Source organism: Asanoa siamensis (genome assembly GCF_016862555.1).
GTDB lineage: Bacteria > Actinomycetota > Actinomycetes > Mycobacteriales > Micromonosporaceae > Asanoa > Asanoa siamensis.
On the sequence record NZ_BONE01000003.1, the window covers coordinates 194804 to 213775 of the forward strand.

The 18972-nt window shown below is 72.2% G+C and carries 23 protein-coding genes and 2 tRNA genes; 11 read left to right on the forward strand and 14 right to left on the reverse strand.

The genetic code is table 11. The features are described 5' to 3' along the window. The first annotated feature begins 138 nt into the window (after positions 1–138). From gyrA to Asi02nite_RS03570, 5 genes are all read left to right on the forward strand, one after another. Positions 139–2661 (forward strand): DNA gyrase subunit A, encoded by a 2523-nt coding sequence (gene gyrA / locus Asi02nite_RS03555; RefSeq protein WP_203710652.1) that lies wholly within the window; start codon positions 139–141, stop codon positions 2659–2661. Between the two features lie 3 nt (positions 2662–2664). Next, positions 2665–3600, forward strand: a complete 936-nt coding sequence (locus Asi02nite_RS03560; RefSeq protein WP_203710653.1) for a DUF3566 domain-containing protein — start codon at positions 2665–2667, stop codon at positions 3598–3600. 149 nt (positions 3601–3749) lie between these two features. Beyond that, positions 3750–3823, forward strand: a tRNA-Ile gene (locus Asi02nite_RS03565). A 46-nt stretch (positions 3824–3869) separates the two neighbouring features. After that, a complete protein-coding gene (locus Asi02nite_RS41395) occupies positions 3870–3998 on the forward strand; it encodes a DLW-39 family protein (RefSeq protein WP_211333954.1) in 129 nt (42 codons plus the stop codon). Between the two features lie 33 nt (positions 3999–4031). After that, positions 4032–4107, forward strand: a tRNA-Ala gene (locus Asi02nite_RS03570). On the opposite strand, the gene Asi02nite_RS03575 is transcribed toward Asi02nite_RS03570, so the two are convergent. Continuing rightward, positions 4086–4583 (reverse strand): hypothetical protein, encoded by a 498-nt coding sequence (locus Asi02nite_RS03575; RefSeq protein WP_203710654.1) that lies wholly within the window; start codon positions 4581–4583, stop codon positions 4086–4088. The genes Asi02nite_RS03570 and Asi02nite_RS03575 overlap by 22 nt on opposite strands. Positions 4584–4617: 34 nt before the next feature. Here Asi02nite_RS03575 and Asi02nite_RS03580 point away from each other — a divergent pair, with 34 nt between their 5' ends. Continuing rightward, entirely contained in the window at positions 4618–5058 is a 441-nt protein-coding gene (locus tag Asi02nite_RS03580) for a hypothetical protein (RefSeq protein ID WP_203710655.1), read from the forward strand. Between the two features lie 6 nt (positions 5059–5064). Here Asi02nite_RS03580 and Asi02nite_RS03585 read toward each other — a convergent pair whose 3' ends face one another. Beyond that, complete coding sequence (locus Asi02nite_RS03585) at positions 5065–5757, reverse strand: ArsR/SmtB family transcription factor (RefSeq protein ID WP_203710656.1); 693 nt, start codon at positions 5755–5757, stop codon at positions 5065–5067. Between the two features lie 64 nt (positions 5758–5821). Here Asi02nite_RS03585 and Asi02nite_RS03590 point away from each other — a divergent pair, with 64 nt between their 5' ends. Then, entirely contained in the window at positions 5822–6265 is a 444-nt protein-coding gene (locus Asi02nite_RS03590) for a hypothetical protein (RefSeq protein WP_203710657.1), read from the forward strand. A gap of 455 nt (positions 6266–6720) precedes the next feature. On the opposite strand, the gene Asi02nite_RS03595 is transcribed toward Asi02nite_RS03590, so the two are convergent. The 10 genes from Asi02nite_RS03595 to Asi02nite_RS03640 all read right to left on the reverse strand — a co-directional run bounded on the left by Asi02nite_RS03595 (position 6721) and on the right by Asi02nite_RS03640 (position 14050). Further along, on the reverse strand, positions 6721–7086 hold the full coding sequence (locus Asi02nite_RS03595) for an Rv3103c transmembrane domain-containing protein (RefSeq protein ID WP_203710658.1): 366 nt from the start codon (positions 7084–7086) through the stop codon (positions 6721–6723). Then, complete coding sequence (locus Asi02nite_RS03600; protein ID WP_203710659.1) at positions 7083–7952, reverse strand: mechanosensitive ion channel family protein; 870 nt, start codon at positions 7950–7952, stop codon at positions 7083–7085. Before Asi02nite_RS03600 ends, Asi02nite_RS03595 begins: the two co-directional genes overlap by 4 nt. A gap of 65 nt (positions 7953–8017) precedes the next feature. Further along, positions 8018–8725 (reverse strand): alpha/beta fold hydrolase, encoded by a 708-nt coding sequence (locus Asi02nite_RS03605; RefSeq protein ID WP_203710660.1) that lies wholly within the window; start codon positions 8723–8725, stop codon positions 8018–8020. An 11-nt stretch (positions 8726–8736) separates the two neighbouring features. After that, entirely contained in the window at positions 8737–9432 is a 696-nt protein-coding gene (locus Asi02nite_RS03610; RefSeq protein WP_203710661.1) for an ABC transporter permease, read from the reverse strand. Next, on the reverse strand, positions 9429–10253 hold the full coding sequence (locus Asi02nite_RS03615; protein ID WP_203710662.1) for an ATP-binding cassette domain-containing protein: 825 nt from the start codon (positions 10251–10253) through the stop codon (positions 9429–9431). Before Asi02nite_RS03615 ends, Asi02nite_RS03610 begins: the two co-directional genes overlap by 4 nt. After that, a complete protein-coding gene (locus tag Asi02nite_RS03620; RefSeq protein WP_203710663.1) occupies positions 10250–10588 on the reverse strand; it encodes a PadR family transcriptional regulator in 339 nt (112 codons plus the stop codon). Before Asi02nite_RS03620 ends, Asi02nite_RS03615 begins: the two co-directional genes overlap by 4 nt. Positions 10589–10633: 45 nt before the next feature. Then, entirely contained in the window at positions 10634–11833 is a 1200-nt protein-coding gene (locus Asi02nite_RS03625) for an ABC transporter permease (RefSeq protein WP_239126437.1), read from the reverse strand. Continuing rightward, positions 11830–12492, reverse strand: coding sequence for an ABC transporter ATP-binding protein (locus Asi02nite_RS03630; protein WP_203710698.1), 663 nt, complete (start codon positions 12490–12492; stop codon positions 11830–11832). Before Asi02nite_RS03630 ends, Asi02nite_RS03625 begins: the two co-directional genes overlap by 4 nt. Before the next feature lie 2 nt (positions 12493–12494). Then, on the reverse strand, positions 12495–13523 hold the full coding sequence (locus Asi02nite_RS03635) for a peptidoglycan-binding domain-containing protein (RefSeq protein ID WP_239126438.1): 1029 nt from the start codon (positions 13521–13523) through the stop codon (positions 12495–12497). After that, complete coding sequence (locus Asi02nite_RS03640) at positions 13520–14050, reverse strand: hypothetical protein (protein ID WP_203710665.1); 531 nt, start codon at positions 14048–14050, stop codon at positions 13520–13522. Before Asi02nite_RS03640 ends, Asi02nite_RS03635 begins: the two co-directional genes overlap by 4 nt. Positions 14051–14165: 115 nt before the next feature. Between Asi02nite_RS03640 and Asi02nite_RS03645 the strand changes: the two genes are divergently transcribed. Both Asi02nite_RS03645 and Asi02nite_RS03650 read left to right on the forward strand, forming a co-directional pair. After that, a complete protein-coding gene (locus Asi02nite_RS03645; RefSeq protein ID WP_203710666.1) occupies positions 14166–14822 on the forward strand; it encodes a response regulator transcription factor in 657 nt (218 codons plus the stop codon). Beyond that, positions 14819–16069 (forward strand): sensor histidine kinase, encoded by a 1251-nt coding sequence (locus tag Asi02nite_RS03650; RefSeq protein WP_203710667.1) that lies wholly within the window; start codon positions 14819–14821, stop codon positions 16067–16069. The genes Asi02nite_RS03645 and Asi02nite_RS03650 overlap by 4 nt, the downstream gene beginning before the upstream one ends. Here Asi02nite_RS03650 and Asi02nite_RS03655 read toward each other — a convergent pair. After that, positions 16056–16862 (reverse strand): MerR family transcriptional regulator, encoded by an 807-nt coding sequence (locus tag Asi02nite_RS03655; RefSeq protein ID WP_203710668.1) that lies wholly within the window; start codon positions 16860–16862, stop codon positions 16056–16058. The two genes, Asi02nite_RS03650 and Asi02nite_RS03655, sit on opposite strands and share 14 nt — an antisense overlap. Before the next feature lie 48 nt (positions 16863–16910). On the opposite strand from Asi02nite_RS03655, the gene Asi02nite_RS03660 reads away from it, so the two are divergent. Continuing rightward, a complete protein-coding gene (locus Asi02nite_RS03660) occupies positions 16911–17237 on the forward strand; it encodes a nuclear transport factor 2 family protein (RefSeq protein ID WP_203710669.1) in 327 nt (108 codons plus the stop codon). Further along, a complete protein-coding gene (locus tag Asi02nite_RS03665; RefSeq protein WP_239126439.1) occupies positions 17234–18082 on the forward strand; it encodes an SDR family NAD(P)-dependent oxidoreductase in 849 nt (282 codons plus the stop codon). The genes Asi02nite_RS03660 and Asi02nite_RS03665 overlap by 4 nt, the downstream gene beginning before the upstream one ends. 333 nt (positions 18083–18415) lie before the next feature. On the opposite strand, the gene Asi02nite_RS03670 is transcribed toward Asi02nite_RS03665, so the two are convergent. Continuing rightward, positions 18416–18583 carry a hypothetical protein gene (locus Asi02nite_RS03670; protein ID WP_203710670.1) on the reverse strand — a complete coding sequence of 56 codons (168 nt, stop codon included), beginning with the start codon at positions 18581–18583 and terminating at the stop codon, positions 18416–18418. Positions 18584–18972: the final 389 nt, after the last annotated feature.

Here is an 18972-nt window from a genome sequence, read left to right on the forward strand (position 1 = left end):
CAACCATCCGGGGGTCGGCTCGCGTCTAGGAGTCGGCCCCGGATGGAGGCGAGCGCAGAAGTTATCCACAGACTGGTCGGTTTCCACAGCCGTTATCCACAGGACAAAAACGGCATTTAGGGCGAAAAAGGATTAATTGTGACGGATAACCCCGAGGCCAACGAGCCGGATCTCGAGGCGGCGGCGGCCGCGGTTGGCAGTCGCGACCGCATCGAGCCGGTCGGGCTCGAGGTCGAGATGCAGCGCTCCTACCTCGACTACGCGATGAGCGTGATCGTCGGGCGCGCCCTGCCGGACGTCCGCGACGGTCTCAAGCCGGTTCACCGCAAGATCCTTTACGCGATGTACGACTCGGGCTACCGGCCCGACCGCGGCTACGTGAAGTGTTCCCGTGTCGTCGGCGACGTGATGGGTCAGTTCCACCCGCACGGCGACTCCGCGATCTACGACGCGCTGGTCCGGATGGCGCAGACCTGGTCGCTGCGCTACCCGCTGGTCGACGGCAACGGCAACTTCGGCTCGCCGGGCAACGACCCGGCCGCCGCCATGCGCTACACCGAGTGCAAGCTCGACCCGCTGGCCATGGAGATGCTCCGGGACATCGACGAGGACACCGTCGACTTCCAGGACAACTACGACGGCCGGGCCAAGGAGCCGGTGATCCTGCCGTCGCGGATCCCCAACCTGCTGGTCAACGGCGCTGAGGGCATCGCGGTCGGCATGGCCACCAAGATCCCGCCGCACAACCTGCGCGAGGTCGCCGAGGCGGTCAGGTGGTGCCTGGAGCACCCGGACGCCGACGAGGAGAGCACGCTCGAGGCGCTGCTGGGCATCGTCAAGGGTCCTGACTTCCCGACCTACGGCCTGATCGTCGGCACCCAGGCCATCCAGGACGCCTACCGCACCGGTCGTGGCTCCATCCGGATGCGCGCGGTGGTCGAGGTCGAGGAGGACAAGAAGGGCCGGGCCTGCCTGGTCGTCAGCGAGCTTCCGTACCAGGTCAACCCCGACAACCTGGCCGAGCGGATCGCCGAGCTGATCCGCGAGGGCAAGATCGGCGGGATCGCCGACATCCGGGACGAGTCGTCCGGGCGTACGGGTATGCGGATCGTGATCGTGCTCCGTCGCGACGCGGTCGCCAAGGTCGTGCTGAACAACCTCTACAAGCACACCCAGCTCCAGGAGACGTTCGGCGCCAACATGCTGGCGCTGGTCGACGGCGTGCCGCGCACGCTCAACCTGGCGCAGTTCATCCGCTACTACGTCGAGCACCAGATCGACGTCATCCAGCGGCGCACCGCGTACCGGCTGCGCAAGGCCGAGGAGCGCGCGCACATCCTGCGCGGTCTGGCCAAGGCGCTGGACGCGCTCGACGAGGTCATCGCCCTGATCCGGCGCTCGCCCACCGTCGAGGACGCCCGCGGTGGCCTGATCCGGCTGCTGGACATCGACGAGATCCAGGCGACCGCGATCCTGGACATGCAGCTCCGCCGGCTGGCGGCCCTGGAGCGGCAGAAGATCATCGACGAGCTGGCGAAGATCGAGATCGACATCGCCGACCTCAAGGACATCCTCGCCAAGCCGGAGCGGCAGCGGAAGATCGTCGCCGACGAGCTCAGCGAGATCGTGGCCAAGTGGGGCGACGAGCGCCGCACGAAGATCATCCCGTTCGACGGCGAGGTCTCCATGGAGGACCTCATCGCGCGCGAGGACGTCGTCGTGACGATCACCCGCACCGGGTACGCGAAGCGTACGAAGGTCGACCTCTACCGCTCGCAGCGCCGGGGCGGCAAGGGCGTCAGCGGGGCGGGCCTGCGGCAGGACGACATCGTCAGCCACTTCTTCGTGTGCTCCACCCACGACTGGATCCTGTTCTTCACGAACAAGGGCCGGGTCTACCGGGCCAAGGCGTACGAGCTGCCGGAGGCGAGCCGCACCGCCCGTGGCCAGCACGTGGCGAACCTGCTGGCCTTCCAGCCCGACGAGCACATCGCACAGGTGATCGAGATCGCCAACTACGGCGTGGCTCCCTACCTCGTGCTGGCGACCCGCAACGGCCTGGTCAAGAAGACCAAGCTCGAGGAGTTCGACTCCAACCGCTCGGGCGGCATCATCGCCGTCAACCTGCGCGACGAGGACGAGCTGGTCGGCGCCGCGCTCGCCGGCCCTGACGACGACCTGCTGCTGGTGTCCAAGATGGCGCAGGCGATCCGGTTCAACGCGACCGACGAGGCGCTGCGGCCGATGGGCCGGGCCACGTCGGGCGTGATCGGCATGCGCTTCACCGGCGCCGACGAGCTGCTCTCGATGGAGGTCGTCCGGGAGGGCATGGAGGAGCTGGACGTGCTGGTCGCCACGAACGGCGGCTACGCGAAGCGCACGCCCATCGCGGAATACCCGGTGCAGGGGCGCGGCGGGAAGGGTGTGTTGACCGCTAAGCTCACCGAGCGTCGGGGCGGGCTCGTAGGGGCAGTGGTGATCAGTCCCGACGATGAGCTGTTTGCTATAACGAGCAATGGTGGTGTTATCCGGACTCCGGTGAAGCCTGTACGCCGAACGCGCGATCGGAACACAATGGGGGTCAAGCTCATGGACCTTCCGGACGGCGTAACCATCGTGGCCATCGCTCGCAATGCCGACGAGCCCGACGAACAGGACTAGTTGATGACGGAGACACAGGCGAAGTCGGGGGCTGCGGGGGCCTCGACCACCCCGGACGCGAACGCCGCCGACGCCGGTGGTGGGTCCGCGACCGGCCGTGCGGCGGTAGGCCGGGCGGTAGTCCCCGCAGACGCACCGTCGCCCAAGTTCACCCGAGCTCCGGGCATGCCACCGCCGCCGGACAAGCCTGGTGAGAACGACAACTCGTCCGATGAGGGTGGTTCCGAGTCGGCTGCTGGTTCCTCGTCCTCCTCCGCCGCGGCCGCGGCGGGGGGCTCGGGTTCGGGCTCCGGCTCCGGCTCCGGCGGCAAGTCGCCGGTCTCCGTGTCGTCCACGCTGGGCGGCCTGTCGTCCGGCACCAAGGCTGCGGGCTCGCCCGCCGGCGGGTCGGGCGTGCCGCCGACGATCACGCGTCCGGGCGCGGCGGGTGCCGGCCGGCCCGGTGCCGGCGGCCCGGCCGCTGGTCAGTCTGCCGCGGCGGGCGCCGGCGGCGCTTCGGCGGTGGGTGCGGCCCGGGTGACCGAGGCTGTCCGCACGGCGCGTTCGACGGTCGCGGGCGGTGCCGCGCGCGGCCCGCGTCGGGCGCGGCTCAACGTCAAGCGGATCGACCCGTGGTCGGTGTTCAAGTTCGCGTTCGCCGTGTCCCTGGTGCTCTTCATCGTGGTCATCGTCGCGACGTCGGTGCTCTACCTGGCGCTCGACGCGATGGGCGTGTTCGAGAAGGTCAACACGAGCCTGGGCGACCTGATCAGCGCGAGCGGCGGCAGCGAGGGCAGCACGTTCAAGATCACAGCCAAGGGCGTGATCGGCACGTCGGCCCTGATCGGCGTGGTCAACGTGGTCCTGTTCACCGCGCTCGCGACCTTGGGCGCGTTCATCTACAACGTCTGCGCCGACCTGGTCGGCGGCGTCGAGCTCACCCTCGCCGAGCGCGACTGACCCCTTCGTGGTGATACCGGGTGACCGGAAGGAGGCGTGACGCGGAGCGTCACGCCTCCTGAGGACTCTGAGGATGACGCCGCGGTGCGGCATGCCGGTATCCAAGTTGGGGGAAGGGGAGCGGGTACGGTAACCTTGCCCGGTCGCACGGGGCTATAGCTCAGTCGGTTAGAGCGCAGAGCTGATAACTCTGAGGTCGCTGGTTCGATTCCAGCTAGCCCCACTTCAGACGGTCCGGCATTTCTCGACGCGTGAGGGGTCGACCCCAAATGTTGAAGAAGCTCCTGATCATCGTCGGAGTCGTGGGTGTCGCCGCCCTGGTGGTGAAGAAGGTCAAGGAGTCCAGCGACGAGCGGGCTCTCTGGCACGAGGCGACCACCGCGCCCGACCTGCGATAAATCCTTCCGACACCGGCGGTTCCACCCGCCGTCGGGGCCGTAGCTCAACTGGCAGAGCACTGCCTTTGCAAGGCAGGGGTTAGGGGTTCAAGTCCCCTCGGCTCCACCAGCAATCTCGCGTGCCGGCCAGGCGAACCGGGTCACGAGCAGCGCCGCGACCGCGTAGGCCACGACCACTTCGATGGCCGCGCTCGGCCACGCGGGGATGACCGGTGCGGGTCCGTAACACAGCAGCAGCGCGCCGGCGATGTGCGCGCCCACCAGCGCGACCGCCCACGGGTGGCGCAGGCGGGCGACCCAGGCACCGATCCAGCCGAGCACGAGCGCGCCCGGCACCGCGTAGATCAGGAAGACGACCGCCGTCGCCGCCAGGATGTTCGTACCGTTGTCGAGCCGTGAGTCGCTTCCGACCGCGGACCCGGCCTGCCACTGTGCGACCAGGAGCGCGCCGAACACCGGTAGGCCGACGAGGGCACCTCGCACCGCGACGCGGCGCCCGGTTGCGACGATCGACCGCGCCGCGACAACCCGGTTGCCCGGTGGGCGGCGGCGAACAGCCGAGTGCGGATCGGACTTCACGGTCATCCATGTCTCGACCTTTCGCCGGTACGCTGCGCGCGTGAGCTACGACCTCATGTTCATGCGGCGGCAGCCCGGGCAGACCTGGGACGAGGCACTGGACGCGGCCGAGGACTACAGGGACTTCGGCGCGGGCCCGGACGAACGGGTCTGGCTGCGGGTCCTGGGCCGCGCGAAGCTGCTGCTCGGCGACGTCACGGCGAGCCTGACCGACGCGAGCGGCGAGATCAGCCACGCGGGCACGGGCATCGCGCTCGCGCTCTACGCGGACTCGGCGGAGATGACGGTCCCCGACGGCGTCGCCGGCCACGGCGCGACCGCGGTCCTGCGGACGATGTTCCTGCTGGGCCAGGTGGTCGAGGAGGAGACGGGCCTGGAGGGCTACGACACTCAGGCCGGCCAGCCCATCCGCGAGGCGGCCGCCAACCTCGACCTGGGCGGCGTCTCGCTCGAGATGGTGATCCGCCTGCCGGGCACCTGACCCGGTTTACGGCGTGGTGATGTCCCAGCGCTTGGCGAGTTGGCGGCGGCCCTCGTCGGTGATGCGCAGGGCGCGGTGCCCCGGTGCCCGGCGGACGAACCAGCCCTCGGCCAGGACGTGCGCGCAGACCGCCGCACCCAACGCACCGGCCAGGTGCGGGCGGCGTTCGGTGAAGTCCAGGCACGAGCGGGCGAACGCCCGCCGGCTCGCGCGAGCGTCGGCGATGTCGATCCCGGCGTCGGCGAGCGCTTCCGCGCCGGCAGGGGTCAGGGTGAAGCCGTCGCCGCCGGCGGTGAGCAGCGACCGGGCCACGAACGCGTCGACCAGGGCGACCGCGACGACCCCGGCCAGGTGGTCGTAGCAGGTGCGGGCCAGCGTCATCGCCTCGTCCGTGCGGGACTGCCGCAGCGAGCGGACCGGTCGCGGCGGGCTGATCGCCCCCAACGCCTCCAGGGCGTGGGCGACGTCGGGCGAGGCGAGCCGGAAGTAGCGGTGCCGCCCACTGTGCGCGACCTCGACCAGACCACCGGCGACGAGTTGGGCGAGGTGGCCACTGGCGGTGGAGGGCCGGACCTGCCCGGCGCGGGCGAGTTCGCCGGCCGCCAGGGCCTCGCCGGACAGCAGCGCGTCGAGCATCGCCGCCCGGGCGGGTTCAGCGATCAGCCGGGCAACCGCTGCGAGGTCGACGTCGGTGGTCATCGCCCCACGGTAGGCCCACGACCTTTCGGTGCCGACCGAACTTTCCCACACCTACGTTCGCTTCATGATCACTGAGCTGATTCAACAGAGCGTGGACGAGGTGCTGGGCCGGGCGGCCGGTTGGCTGGGTTGGGACGGCCGCCCGGTCTGCCGCGACGGGAACGCCTGGACGCCGCACAAGGCCATCCGCCGGGTCACGGACCACCTGATCGACCACCTGGCCGAGATCGACTGCCGCCTCGCGGGCCTCCCGACGATCCCCGACGAGTGGCACGGCCGGGCGGTCACGACCGACGCGGACTTCGCGCGCTTCACGGAGGTCGACCTGGACGAGGCACGCAGCCGCCTGACCCGCCTGGCGGGCTGCTACCGGGCACGACTCCAGCCCCTCGACGCGGCGACGCTGGACGAGAAGCCGGCGGACGCCTGGTCGATCCGGGAGGTGGTGGAACACGTCGCGAACATCACCTATTACGCCCGCATGCTCGACCCGGCCGAACCGGCCTAGTCCTCGACGCCACCAGCCCGCGACGCCCGGACCTCTGGCCGCCGTCTACGACAGCGCCCCGACGGCGGCCGCGGCGCGAGCCGGCCCCCGGCGCCGAGAATTCCAGGAGGTGTGACGGCAGGCGCCCGCGGCGTCTCGATGGCCTCCGAAAAGAGCAGGCCGATCCCGACCCAGACGGCAACGCTGCCGACCTGGCCTGCGCTCGCCTCGCCGACGCGTTGGCAACGAGTCGGACCAGCGAACCGCAATGGTCGGACCCAAGCTCGGCCGTCTCCAGCCTGAGCAACCGCAAAGGGCCGCGACGCCCGCCAACCCGAGCGTGCGTCGGACCGCAGCACCCGACGCAGGCGGGCCGCCGGGCCATCAAGGTGCTGCAGCGCCCTGGGAGTGGGCCTGGTCGTGACCGGCCGCCCCGCCCAGGCCTCAGCCGTCGCGGTGAGGTCGTCGGTGTGTGGCTAGTCGCTCGGGGCGTCCGACGGGGCGTCCGCCGTCGGGGACGGGGGTGGCGGTGGCGTCGATGACGGTGGGTCCGGGGTTTCTTCCGGTGGTGGCGTCGGTGTTGTCGGGCGCGGCGTCGGCGAAGACGACGTCGGCGTCGGGGTTGGGCGTTCCGAGGTGCGGTGCGGGGTCGGCGACGGCGAGTGCGAGCGCCCCGGCTCCGGTGTGTCCGTCGTCTGCTCTGTCCGCGAGTTTGGCTTCGGGCGCTCCGCCGAGTCCGCCGGGCCCGGGCGGACCAGGAGGTAGGCGGCGAAGGCGACGACGAAGACCAGGGCCAGTACGACGGTGGACAGCCGGACCTTGCCCAGCCGGAAGCGGCTCATGAGGCCGCCATCGGTTCGGCCGTGTCGACCGTGGCCGGGACGCGGATGCCCTCGTGTTGGAAGGCGATCGCTACTCGGGAGCGGAGTTCGCGGCCCACGTCGAACTGTTTGCCCGGCAGCGTGCGGGCGACGATGCGTAGGTGCACCGAGTCGACCTCCAGGCTCTGCACGCCGAGCACCGTCGGCGCGTCCAGCAGCATCTGGCCCAGGTCCGGGTCCTCGACCGCCGCCGCCGTGACCTCCGTGAGGATCTCGCGGGCGTGGGTGAGGTCGACCGTGGCCGGGACCGGCACGTCGACCACCGCGCGGGCCCAGTCGCGGGACATGTTGATGACCTGGACGATCTGGCCGTTCGGCACGATCACGACCTCGCCCTGCAGTGTCCGCAGCCGGGTGATGCGCAGCGTGACCTCCTCGACCGTGCCCGTGACGCCCGCCTCCGAGCCCAGGGTGCCGATCCGGATCACGTCACCGAAGCCGTACTGCCGCTCGAAGATGATGAACGTGCCCGCCAGGATGTCCTGCACGATCCGCTGCGCGCCGAAGCCCAGCGCCACACCGAGCACCGCCGCCGGCGCGACCAGGCCCGTGATCGGAATGCCCAGCCGCGACACCACCAGCACGGCCGCGACCGAGTAGATCAGGACGATCACGACCCAGGTCAGGCCCTGCGTCACGACGTGCCGGTGCTTGGCCGCCTCGTCGGCGATCTGCTCCGTGCCCGCCGGGCGGGCGTCGATGCGTTGGTAGATGCGGCCGCTGATCCACCGGGCCAACCGGGACAGCAGGATCGCTCCGGTGACGAAGAGGACGATCTCGAGAGCGCTGCCCCGCAGCCAGTCGGTCAGATCGTCGACACGTGCCATCGCCACCACCATGGCAACCCATCCTGACACGGGCCCGAAGCGACCGCACCAGCCGACCGGCCCTCTCAGCCCTGTGGGACAGCGGTAAGAATCACCTCCCCGAGCTCGGTCGGGCGGGTGAACTGCGGCCAGTGCCCTGTCGGCAGGTCGATGTAAGAGACGTCACGCAGCAGCGCGAGCTCCGCGGTGTAGGGCGAGCCGTCGGCGATGAGCGACCGCAGCGTCGCGCTCGGTAGCTCACACGCGATCACGGTCGCCGGCACGTCATAGCGCCGCGGGTCGGACAGCGGGATCGCCCCCGCGCAGACGCCGACGGGAGCCGGGATGGCCCGCGCCCGGAACGACTCCCGCAACCCGTCGTCGAGGTCGACCAGGGTCTCGTCGTCGAACACCGACCAGTCGGGCAGGGGCACCTCGCCGTCGACGACGGGCAGGCCGTCGTTGATGCAGGCCCCGGACGGAGCCGGCACCGCGTCGACGTAGACGACGTGGGACACCAGCGTCGGCCGCGCGTCGACCACCGCGTGCGCGATCGCCCCGCCGCCCGAATGCCCCACCAGCACGATCCCGTCGGACGACGGCGATAGGGAGTCGACCACCGCACCGACGGCGCCGATGTGGTCACCGATGGTGACGAACGACCGGTCGGCGCCCGCGACCATGCCGGGCAGCGTCAACGCGTGCGCGCGATGCCCCGCCTCCTCGAGCACCGGCACGACCGCGTCCCACGACGAACCGTCGAGCCACAGACCCGGGATCAGAACGATGTCCATGAGTGGGAAGGCTAGGACAGGCCTCCGACAATTCTGACGTGCGGCCGCCGCCGCAGCCGGATGCCGAACGCCACCGCGACCACCGCCAGCAGCAGCACCGCCGTCACCGCCCCGTGCAGCAGGCCACGATCGAAGTAGTCGGCCGACGTGTGGTCGATCGCGTAGGTGCCGATCTCCCGGCTGTACCAGAACGGCAGGAACCGGGACGCGCTGCCCGCCGGGTCGAGGATCATCTGCAGCCCGACCACCATCAGCAGCACGAGCATGCCCTCCAGGTCGCGCGGCAGCAGCGCGCTGACCGCGAGCCCGAACAGCGGCGCCACCAGCACGCCGAGCAGCATGATCACGGCGATCGCCGCGTACCGCACATTCTGTTGATCAACCAGGATCAGCACGAAATAAGGCGCCGACAGCGCGACGCCGAGCGCCCACAGGGCCAGCAGCCGCCCGAGGAAGAGCTGGTGCGTCCGATAGCCCGACAGTCGCAACCGTGGTTCCAGCGACCGCGCCGCCGAGCCCACGAACAGCGCCGCCGTCGCCAGCGCCCAGCTCAACCCGAGGCAGACGAACCGGATCGACTGCCCCAGGTGGTCGCCGCGCCGGGCCAGATAGAACGCGAGAGGCAACACCAGGAGCAGCACGAGTACGCCCCGCCGGCGCGCCGTCTCCCGCAGCGTCATCTCGGCGACCATGGCGGTGCGGTTCACGCCGCCACCCCCGACGAGCCGGCCGACAGGTCGAGGACCACGTCGACCCGGTCGAGTTGGTTGAGCAGATGGGTGACCACCACGACCGCCCGTCCGGCGTCGCGCCAGCGCCACACCTCGTGCCAGAAGTCCAGATAGGTGCCGCGATCGAAGCCCTGGTACGGCTCGTCGAGCAGCAACACGTCGGGGTCACCGAGCCCGGCCAGCACCAGGTTGAGCTTCTGCCGCGTGCCGCCCGACAGGTGCCGGGCCTGCGCGTCGCCGGGCGCCCAATCGAGCGCCGCCGCGCGCCGGGCACCGTCGCGCACCGCCGCCTCCCGCGGCACACCCCGGCCGGCGCCGATCAGCGCGAAGTGCTCACCTGCCTGCAGGAAGTCGGCCGTGCCGCCGGCCTGCGGGCAGTAGCCCACCGTGCCGTGCAGCTCGACCCGACCAGCATCGGCACCCACCAACCCGGCGCAGATCCCCAAGAACGTGGACTTGCCGGAGCCGTTGGCACCGACCACCGCCGCGACCTGCCCCGCGTGCACCGTCAGCGAGACGCCGGAGAGCACCGTCCGCCGCCCGTACCGCTTGGTGATGTCGACCGCCCGCAACCGCACGGGACCCGCCGGCACAGAACGCGCGAGGGCAGGCCCGCCGACGCTGTCGGCGACCGCGGCCGCGTACGTGTCGGGTGGTCCGAACGCCCGCAGCGGCGCCTCCCCACTGTCCCGCAGGTGCCCAGCGGCCTCGGCCACGACGTGCCCGGCCAGGTCCGGCCCGACGCCGTGCCGCCGGAGCTCGTCGGTGAGTGCGGCCAGCCAGATCTCGTGTCTCACCGCGCCGTCCTTTCGGAGAGAATCGCGCCGACCCCGCCGGCGAATGCCGCCCACTGCCCCGATGCCTCGCGCAGCACCCCGACGCCCGCGGGGCTGATCCGGTAGTACTTGCGGGCCGGGCCGCCACCGCCCTCGCGCCAGTAGACGGTCACCAGACCGGAGCGCTGCAACCGCAGCAGCACGGGATAGAGGGTGCCGCCCTGGATCGCGCCGAGGCCGGTGGCCTGCAGCGACTGGGCCAACTCGTAACCGTAGGAATCGCCGCGCGCGAGCAGCCCGAGCACGCACAGGTCGAGCACACCCCGCAGCCACTGCGCCCGGCGATCCACATCCACGGTCGAGCACGCTAGCACGGCTATCTAGATAGCGGAACCATCTAGTTACGGCGCGGCCAACGCCTCCGTCGGTGCGAGGCGGGCGGCCCGGACGGCCGGATAGAGCCCCGCGATCGCGCCGATGACCAGCGTCGCCGCCACCGCGCCCAGCGACGCCCAGGCCGGCACGACGGCGGGCCAACCCTGGGTCAGCGCGTACGCCGTGGTCACCCCGATGCCGAGCAGCACACCGCCGAACCCGCCGAGCACGCACAGCAGCAGGGACTCCGCGAGGAACTGCGTCCGGATCTGGCCGCGGGTCGCGCCGAGCGAGCGCCGCAGCCCGATCTCGCCCCGGCGTTCCAGCACCGAGATGACCATCGTGTTGGCCACGCCGACGCCGCCGACCAGCAGCGCCACCGCCCCGAGCCCGAGCAGCAGCCCGGTGAACGCGTCGTCGGCGGCCCGACCGGCCTCCAGCGCGTCCGACGGCCGGGACACCTGGACCTCCGCCGGCGCCTCCGGGTTGGCGGTGTTGGCGAGAACCGCCGCGACCGCCTCGACCGCGGCCTCGTCGGCCCGCGTGTAGATGGTCGTCGGATGCCCGTCGAAGCCCAGATAGGACGCCGCCGCCGACCACCCGACCAGTGCCGCCGTGTCCAACTCGGGCGCCAACGGCACCGGAGCCAGCACGCCGACCACCGTGAACCACTCCTCACCCAGCCACACCGGCTGGCCGGTCGACGCGCCCAACCGCTCGGCGGCCACGCCACCGAGCACGACCGCCGGATACGCCGCGGTCGCGGAGTTGAGCCAGGCCCCGCGGGCGACCGTGGCGCCCACCGTCCCCGGCAGGTCGAGATAGCTGGCGACCACCGCGATGCTGCCGCTCTCCGCGGCGGGGATCCGGTCGGTGCGGTAGACCTTCGCGTCGACGCGGCCGATCGCGCTGACCGAGGTCACCGGGCCGATCCGGCCGACCATCGAGACCGCCTCGGGCGGCAGCGTCGCCGGCTCGTCGGCGAACAGCTTGGTGCCCGGGCCGACGGTGAGCAGGTTGGTGCCGAGCCGGTCGAGCGTGCGCTGCAACTCCGCCCGGCTCGACGCGGACACCCCGACGACCGCGGTCATCGCCGCGATGCCGATGGCGATGCCGAGCGCGGCGAGCACGGCCCGCAGTGGCCGGGACCGCAGGCCGGCGGCACCGAGCCGGGCGACGTCGGCGAGGCGCAGCCGGGCGCTGGTCAACGCGGTCGACGAGGTCACGCCGGCACCTCCGTCAGGCGGCCGTCGCGGATCTCCACCCGCCGCGGCAACCGGGCCGCGATCTCCCGGTCGTGCGTGATCACGATGACCGTGGTCCCGGCCGCGTGCAGCCCGCGCAGCAGGTCCAGCACCGCCGCTCCGGACGCCGAGTCGAGGTTGCCGGTCGGCTCGTCGGCCAGCAGCAACGCCGGCTTACCGACCACCGCCCGGGCGATCGCGACCCGCTGCCGCTCACCACCGGACAGCTCGTGCGGCCGGTGCCCCATCCGGTGCGCCAGCCCGACCGTGGTCAGCGCGGCCCGGGCCCGATCCAACCGGACCGACCGACGTACGCCCGCGTAGAGCAGCCCGTCGGCCACCGCTTCCAGCGCCGACACTCCCGGTGCCAGGTGGAACTGCTGGAAGACGAAGCCGATGTGGCCGGCCCGCAGCGCCGAGAGCCGGCGGTCCGAGAGCGTCGCGACGTCGTGGCCGGCGATCTCCACGGCACCCGACGTCGGCCGGTCGAGCGTGCCGACCAGGTGCAGCACGGTCGACTTCCCGGACCCGGACGGCCCGACGACCGCGACCAACTCGCCCTCCTCGACCCGCAGCGAGACGCCGTCGACGGCGACCACCCCGCCGGGATAGACGTTGCGCACGTCGCGCAGCGCGACCAGGGTCATGACGGCATCCCCACGGTCATGCCCTCGGCCAGGCCGGCGCCGCTGACCTCGACCCGCCCGCCGGCGAACAGGCCGGTCTCGACCGCGAGGAACCCGCCGTCCGCCACCTGCACGCCGTAGCCGCCCTCGGCCAGCGCGACCAGCGCCGCCACCGGCACGGTCAGCACCTCCGCCCGGCTCCCGGCGGTCAGCGCGACGTCGACCGGCGCCTCCCGCAGGTCGCCGAGCGTCTTCTGGTCGGCGACCGTGACGGTCACCTCGACGGTCGGCTCGCCGTCGCCCTGGGCGGCCGTCGCCACCGCACCGACCGTGGCGACCGTGCCGCGCGCCGTACCCCCGTCCGGCAGTGAGATCGTCGCCTCGGCTCCCGGCACCGCCAGGTCCCGGTCGCCGACGGGCAGGTCGATCGTGACGAGCCGGCTGGTGCCGGTGTAGCTGAGCACGGTGCCGGCGGCCGGAGCACCGACCTGGGCGGCGTGCTCCGTGATCCGGACCGGTCCGGGCGCGTAGGCCACGAGCCCCGAGCCGACCCGGCCCGTCTCGTCGACGCCGAGGTCCTCCTGCCACTCCCGCACGGCATCCGCGGTCGCGCCCGTGTAGTCGGCGTCCACGGTGAAACCGTCGTAGCCGAGCGCGGCCAGGTTCTGCTCGAACTGCTTGACGTCGGCGCCGGAGACACCCGGGCCGAGCGTGCGGTAGACCGGCAGCGGTCCGTAGAGCAGCACCACCGGGTGACCGTCGACGCGATAGACCGGCTTGCCCCGGCTCACCACCGCTCCTTCGGCCGCCAGCCAGGTGACCATCCCGCCGGCGCCGCGCAGGGCCACCGGATCCCCGTACCCGAGGTGCCCGTCGACCTCGTCGGTGTCGACCAGCGTCTGCCGGGTCACCGTCGCCGTCTTCGGCGGCCGGTCGCCGGCGTGCGCCGTAGCCCCGTCGCCGTCGCTCCCGAAACCGACCGCCGCGGTGACCGCGGCACCGGCCGCGACCACCGCGATGCCGGCCGCTATCAGCGTTCGCCTCACTTGCGGACCCCCGGCCGGCCGCTCGGCGTCGGCAGGACGTCGCGGCATTTCTCGAGCGCGGCGAGCACGTCGTCGTCGTGCTTGTCGAGGATGTACTCGCGCACCGCGGCGCCACCGTCCGGATCCGGGTCAGGGAAGTCGGGCACGCCGTTGGCCCGCATGCACTCCGCCAGCACCCGCTGCCGCTCGATCTGTTCCGGCCCGAGCTTGACGTCCTTGCCACCGCCCGGCATCAGGTCGCGGCACGCGTCGACGGCGTCGAGCACCTTGGTCTTGTCGAGCTTGTCCAGCGCGACGCCGAGCCCACCTTCGGCGCCGGGCTGCGGGTCGGGCATGTCGATGCCGTTCTCCCGCATGCAGGCCGCGAACGCCCGACCCTGCTCACCGTCGTCGGCGGCCGCCGCGCTGGCGTCGGCGGTCGGCGTGCCACCACCCGCGGTCGCCACACCGGGCGGCGGGCCGGCACTGCCACAGGCGGCCAGACCAAGGGCCAACGCGATCAGGGGTACGGCCAGCGAACGTCTCATCGAATGTCTCCCTTCCAAACCGTTGTTGCAGTGCACCGGCCGGCGCATAAGGCCCGCGTCAGTGGCGGGCGCACGCTTATGGCGGCTTTATCCGCTGGTCGGCGACCATGGCGGGGTGCGCGTACTGGTGGTGGAGGACGAGCGGTTGCTGGCCGACGCGGTCGGCGAAGGGCTGCGCCGCGAGGCGCTCGCGGTGGACGTCGTCTACGACGGCGACGCGGCGCTGGAACGGTTGGGCGTCAACGACTACGACGTGCTGGTGCTCGACCGCGACCTTCCGGTCGTGCACGGCGACGACGTGTGCCGGGCGGTGGTCGCGTCCGGCGCGGACACCCGGGTGCTGATGCTCACCGCCGCGGTCGACGTCGCGGACCGGGTGGCCGGGCTGGGCCTGGGCGCCGACGACTACCTGCCGAAGCCGTTCGCGTTTGCCGAGTTGGTCGCCCGGGTCCGCGCCCTGGGCCGGCGGGCCCGCCCGGCCGCGCCGCCGCTGCTGTCCCGCGCCGGCCTCGTGCTCGATCCGGGCCGCCGAGACGTCACCCGCGACGGCCGGTCGGTGGCGCTGTCCCGCAAGGAGTTCGCGGTGCTCGAGGAGTTGCTGCGGGCCGACGGGGCGGTGGTCAGCGCCGAGCAACTGCTGGAACGGGCCTGGGACGAGCACATCGACCCGTTCACCAACGTGCTGCGGGTGACCGTCATGACGCTGCGGCGCAAGCTCGGCGAACCGCAGGTCGTGCTGACCGTGCCGGGAGTGGGGTACCAGATCCGATGAGCAGGCTGACGGTACGGGCGAAGCTGACCATCACGTACGGGCTGGTGTTCCTGATCGGCGGGTTGGCGCTGCTCGCGGTGACCTATGTGCTGATGGACGCGACCCTGGACCGCCAGAAGATCAGCGCGTCGGCGGTCTTCGACGGGCGGGGCGCCGGGCAGCTTCCGGCGAGCGCCAAGGAGATCCTCACCGGCCTCGCGATCGACAAGGAAGTGATCAACAAGGCGCTGAACGCCCGGCCGCTGACGTCGGCACAGCGTGACCAGATCAGGCAGAGCCTGGAACTGGCCGAGCGGGTGCAGGACGACCTCAACCAGCGCACGCTGAACTCGCTGCTGACCCGGGGCGGCGTCGCGGTCGGGATCGTCACCGTGGTCGGGCTCTGGCTGGGGTCGCTGATGGCCGGCCGCACGCTGCGCCCGCTGACGCAGATCACCGCGACCGCCCGCCGGGTCGCCGACCGCAACCTGCACGAGCGGATCGGCCTGTCCGGCCCGCGCGACGAGTTGCGCGAGTTGGCCGACACGTTCGACGACATGCTGGCCCGGCTCGACGCGTCGTTCGACAGCCAGCGCAGGTTCGTCGCGAACGCGTCGCACGAGTTGCGGACGCCGCTGGCCATCAACCGGACCCTGCTCGAGGTGGCGATGGGCCGGCCGGACGCGCCGCCGGAACTGGTCTCGTTGGGTACGACGCTGCTCGAGGTGAACGGCCGGCACGAGCGGCTGATCGACGGGCTGCTGGTGCTGGCCCGCTCGGAGCAGGCGGTCGCGGCGCCGATGCCGGTGGACCTCGCCGAGGTGGCGGCGCGGGTGCACGAGCAGTTCGCCGGTGAGGCGCTCGGGGCGGCGCTGTCGTTCGACCGGTCGGGGTCGACGGCGCCGACCACCGGCGATCCGGTGCTGCTCGAACGGCTCGCCCAGAACCTGGTGGAGAACGCGATCCGGCACAACGTCGCGGCGGCCGGCGCGGTGACCGTGACGACCGGCGTGTCCGCGGGGCAGGCGGTGTTGACGGTCGCCAACACCGGACCTTCGATCCCGGCGTACGAGGTGCCGGCGCTGTTCGAGCCCTTCCGGCGGCTGACCGACCGGGTGGGGTCGGCGCACGGCACCGGGCTGGGGTTGTCGATCGTGCGGTCGGTGGCCCGGGCGCACGGCGGGGAGGTCACCGCGCGGCCGCGGCCCGGTGGTGGGCTGGTGGTGTCGGTGGCGCTGCCGCTCGCGCTCGCCGTCAGTTCGGGGTGAGGCGGAAGACCGGCCAGCCGATCTCCGTACGCCATTGGTCGGATTTGTCGGTGTCGCGCGGGCCGACCAGGTAGGTCTCGTGGATCGGGCCGTCGACGGTCAGGGCGTGCTCGACGACCCAGGCACCGAGGCGGCCGTAGGTGACGTCGATGTCGTCGTGGGGGCCGCGGTGGACGGTGATCGCCAGGTCGGCGGGTGGCAGGTCGAGGGCCGTGATCCGGCCGTGCTTCTTCGGGTGTCGGACCGGGTGGAAGACGGTCATCAGGCCGTCGCCCTCGGTGAAGAGCTCGTTGGCGTAGCGGCCGCCGGGTGGGCCGGTCCGTTCGTGCGCGGGATAGGCGGCGTCGAGCTCGGCCATGGCGTCCGCGTACCAGGTGACGGCTTCGGGGAGGGTGACCCGGTCGGTGATGGCGGCGACCGTGCGGGCCGGCACCGACCGCAGTTCGACCTCCTGCTGGCCGGGTTGAAGGAGGTGACGCAGCGCGACGACCGCGGCCCGGGTGCGGGCGAGCTCGTCCTCCAGGCGTTGCAGGTGGCCGGCGATCAGCTCGGTGCGGCGCCGCGGGTCGTCGGTGGCGAGGATCGACTTGACCTCGGCGAGGGGCACGTCGAGCTCGCGCAGGCGGTGGATGACCTGGGCGGGCGGGATCTGCTCGGCGGTGTAGTAGCGGTAGCCGGTGAACCGGTCGACGCTGGCGGGCTCGAGCAGGCCGGCCTCGTGGTAGCGGCGGAGGGTGCGCACGCTCAGATGGGTGAGGGCGGCGAACTCGCCGATGGTCAGTCCGGGCCGCATGGACCCAGTTTTGACCCTCTCCCGGGGGGAGACGCCACGGTTGGACGCATGAACATTCCAACGGTGATCAAGGACTATCTCGCGGCGCACGAGTCCCGGGACGTCTCGCGGGCGATGGCCTTCTACAGCGCTTCCGCGGAGGTGGTCGACGACGGTGCGGTCTATCGGGGTGTGTCGTCGATCGGTGCGTGGCTGGCGGGGGCTGCGCGTGAGTACAGCTACACCGTGGTGCCCACGGCCATCACCAGCCCCTCGGCGGGGCGGTATGACCTGCTGCAGCACCTGGAGGGCGACTTCCCGGGCGGGGTGGTGGATCTGTACTACCGGTTCACGCTGGTAGACGGCATGATCACCCGGCTGGTGATCGAACCGTGACGGCGCGGACGTGGTTCATCACGGGCGGGACACCCGGGGGCTTCGGGATGGCGTACGCGGAGGAGGCGCTGGCGGCCGGTGACCAGGTGGTCCTGACGGCGCGGCGCGCGGCGGCCGAGCTGTCGTGGTCGCGCGCGCACGAGGGCCGGGTGCTGGTGCTGCCGCTGGACGTCACCTCGCCGCCCGCGGTCGAGGCCGCGGTGCGCGCTGCCGAGGACCGCTTCGGCGGGATCGACGTGCTGGTCAACAACGCGGGCCGCGGTTGGTACGGCTCGGTGGAGGGCTCCTCCGACGAGGCGGTCCGGAAGCAGTTGGACCTGAACTTCTTCGCGGTGCTGACGGTCCTGCGGGCGGTGCTCCCGGGCATGCGAGCGCGCGGCAGCGGCTGGATCATCAACATGTCGTCGGTGGCGGGCCTGCGCGGGGTGCCAGGCTTCGGCTACTACTCGGCGGCGAAGCACGCCCTGGAGGCGATCACGTCGGTGCTCCGGACGGAGGTGGCGCCGCTGGGCATCAAGGTGCTGGCGGTGGAACCGGGCGCGTTCCGGACGGGGGCGTACGCGGGTTTCGCGTCGGAGCCTGTCGAGGAGGGGATCCCTGACTATCACGCGCTGCTGTTCGACATCCGCACCTCGATGATCGACCAACACGGCAGCCAGCCGGGCGACCCGCACCGCGGCGCGGCCGCGGTCCTGGCGGCGATGTCCCAGGACCCACCACCCCACCGCCTGATCCTGGGCAACGACGCCTACGACACGGTGGTCAGGACGCTGGAGGACGCGCTGGCGGACGTCAGAGCATCGGAGCGACTCTCCCGCAGCGCGGACTTCCCACCGGCGCCGTAACGGCGGCCACCGACGCCTCGCCGCGTGCCGGCGTCTAAGCGGCCGAGCGAGGTGACGGCGGGGGGACCGCCAACGGGCCCCCGCCCATGCCGGGCGGACGGTGCCGGCACACGCGCGAGCGCGGCCGGCCACCGTGACCGTGCGGGCAGGGCGGCCCGCGGGTCACAGGCGAAAGGTGTCGGTGGGCGAGCGGTTGGCCGCCCGGGGATGCCGCGCGGACGGGCCGGCAGGCGTTGGGGGTGGCTGGCGCAGCAAGAGGGGCCGGGTGAGGTGACGGTGCGGGACCGACGGCCTGCTGGTCACGGCAAAGGCGGCGAGTGGTCGGGCGACCGCCTACGCCGCGCGGTGCCGGTAGACGTCGTGGGCGGGCTGGCGCAGCGACAGCCTTGGCGAGGTGACGGTGCCGGCCGGACGGCCCGCGGGCCGCGGGCCACGGGTGTCGGTGGGCGAGTGGTCGGGCGCCCGCTCACGCCGCGCGGCGCCCGGAGACGTCGTGGGCACTTTCGGTCGCAACGTGCCGGCGCCGCAAGCGCGCGTCGGGAGAGCGTCCAGGTGGACGGATGGGCGAGCGGCCCGGGCGGTGCCAGCAGGCGGTGCCGCGAGGCGGCGCGGGTGCAAGGTGTGGGGCGCCGACGCATCGTTGCCCGTGGACGGCGCGTGGGCGAATGGCCCGGACGGTGCCGGGACGCGATGCGGGCGCGACGGTGCGCGGTATGGGCAGGCGAGCATGGGCCTTCGCGGCCCGGCCGTCCTGGCGCGCGCCGCTGGTGTGGGCGCACCGCGCGAACCTTGCGGGATGGGCAAAGGACGAGGTTCACGGTGCAGATGGGGGCTCGTCCCCGCATCCGCCAGCCGACCCCGGCCGCACTGGCCAGGTTGGCCAGCACCGC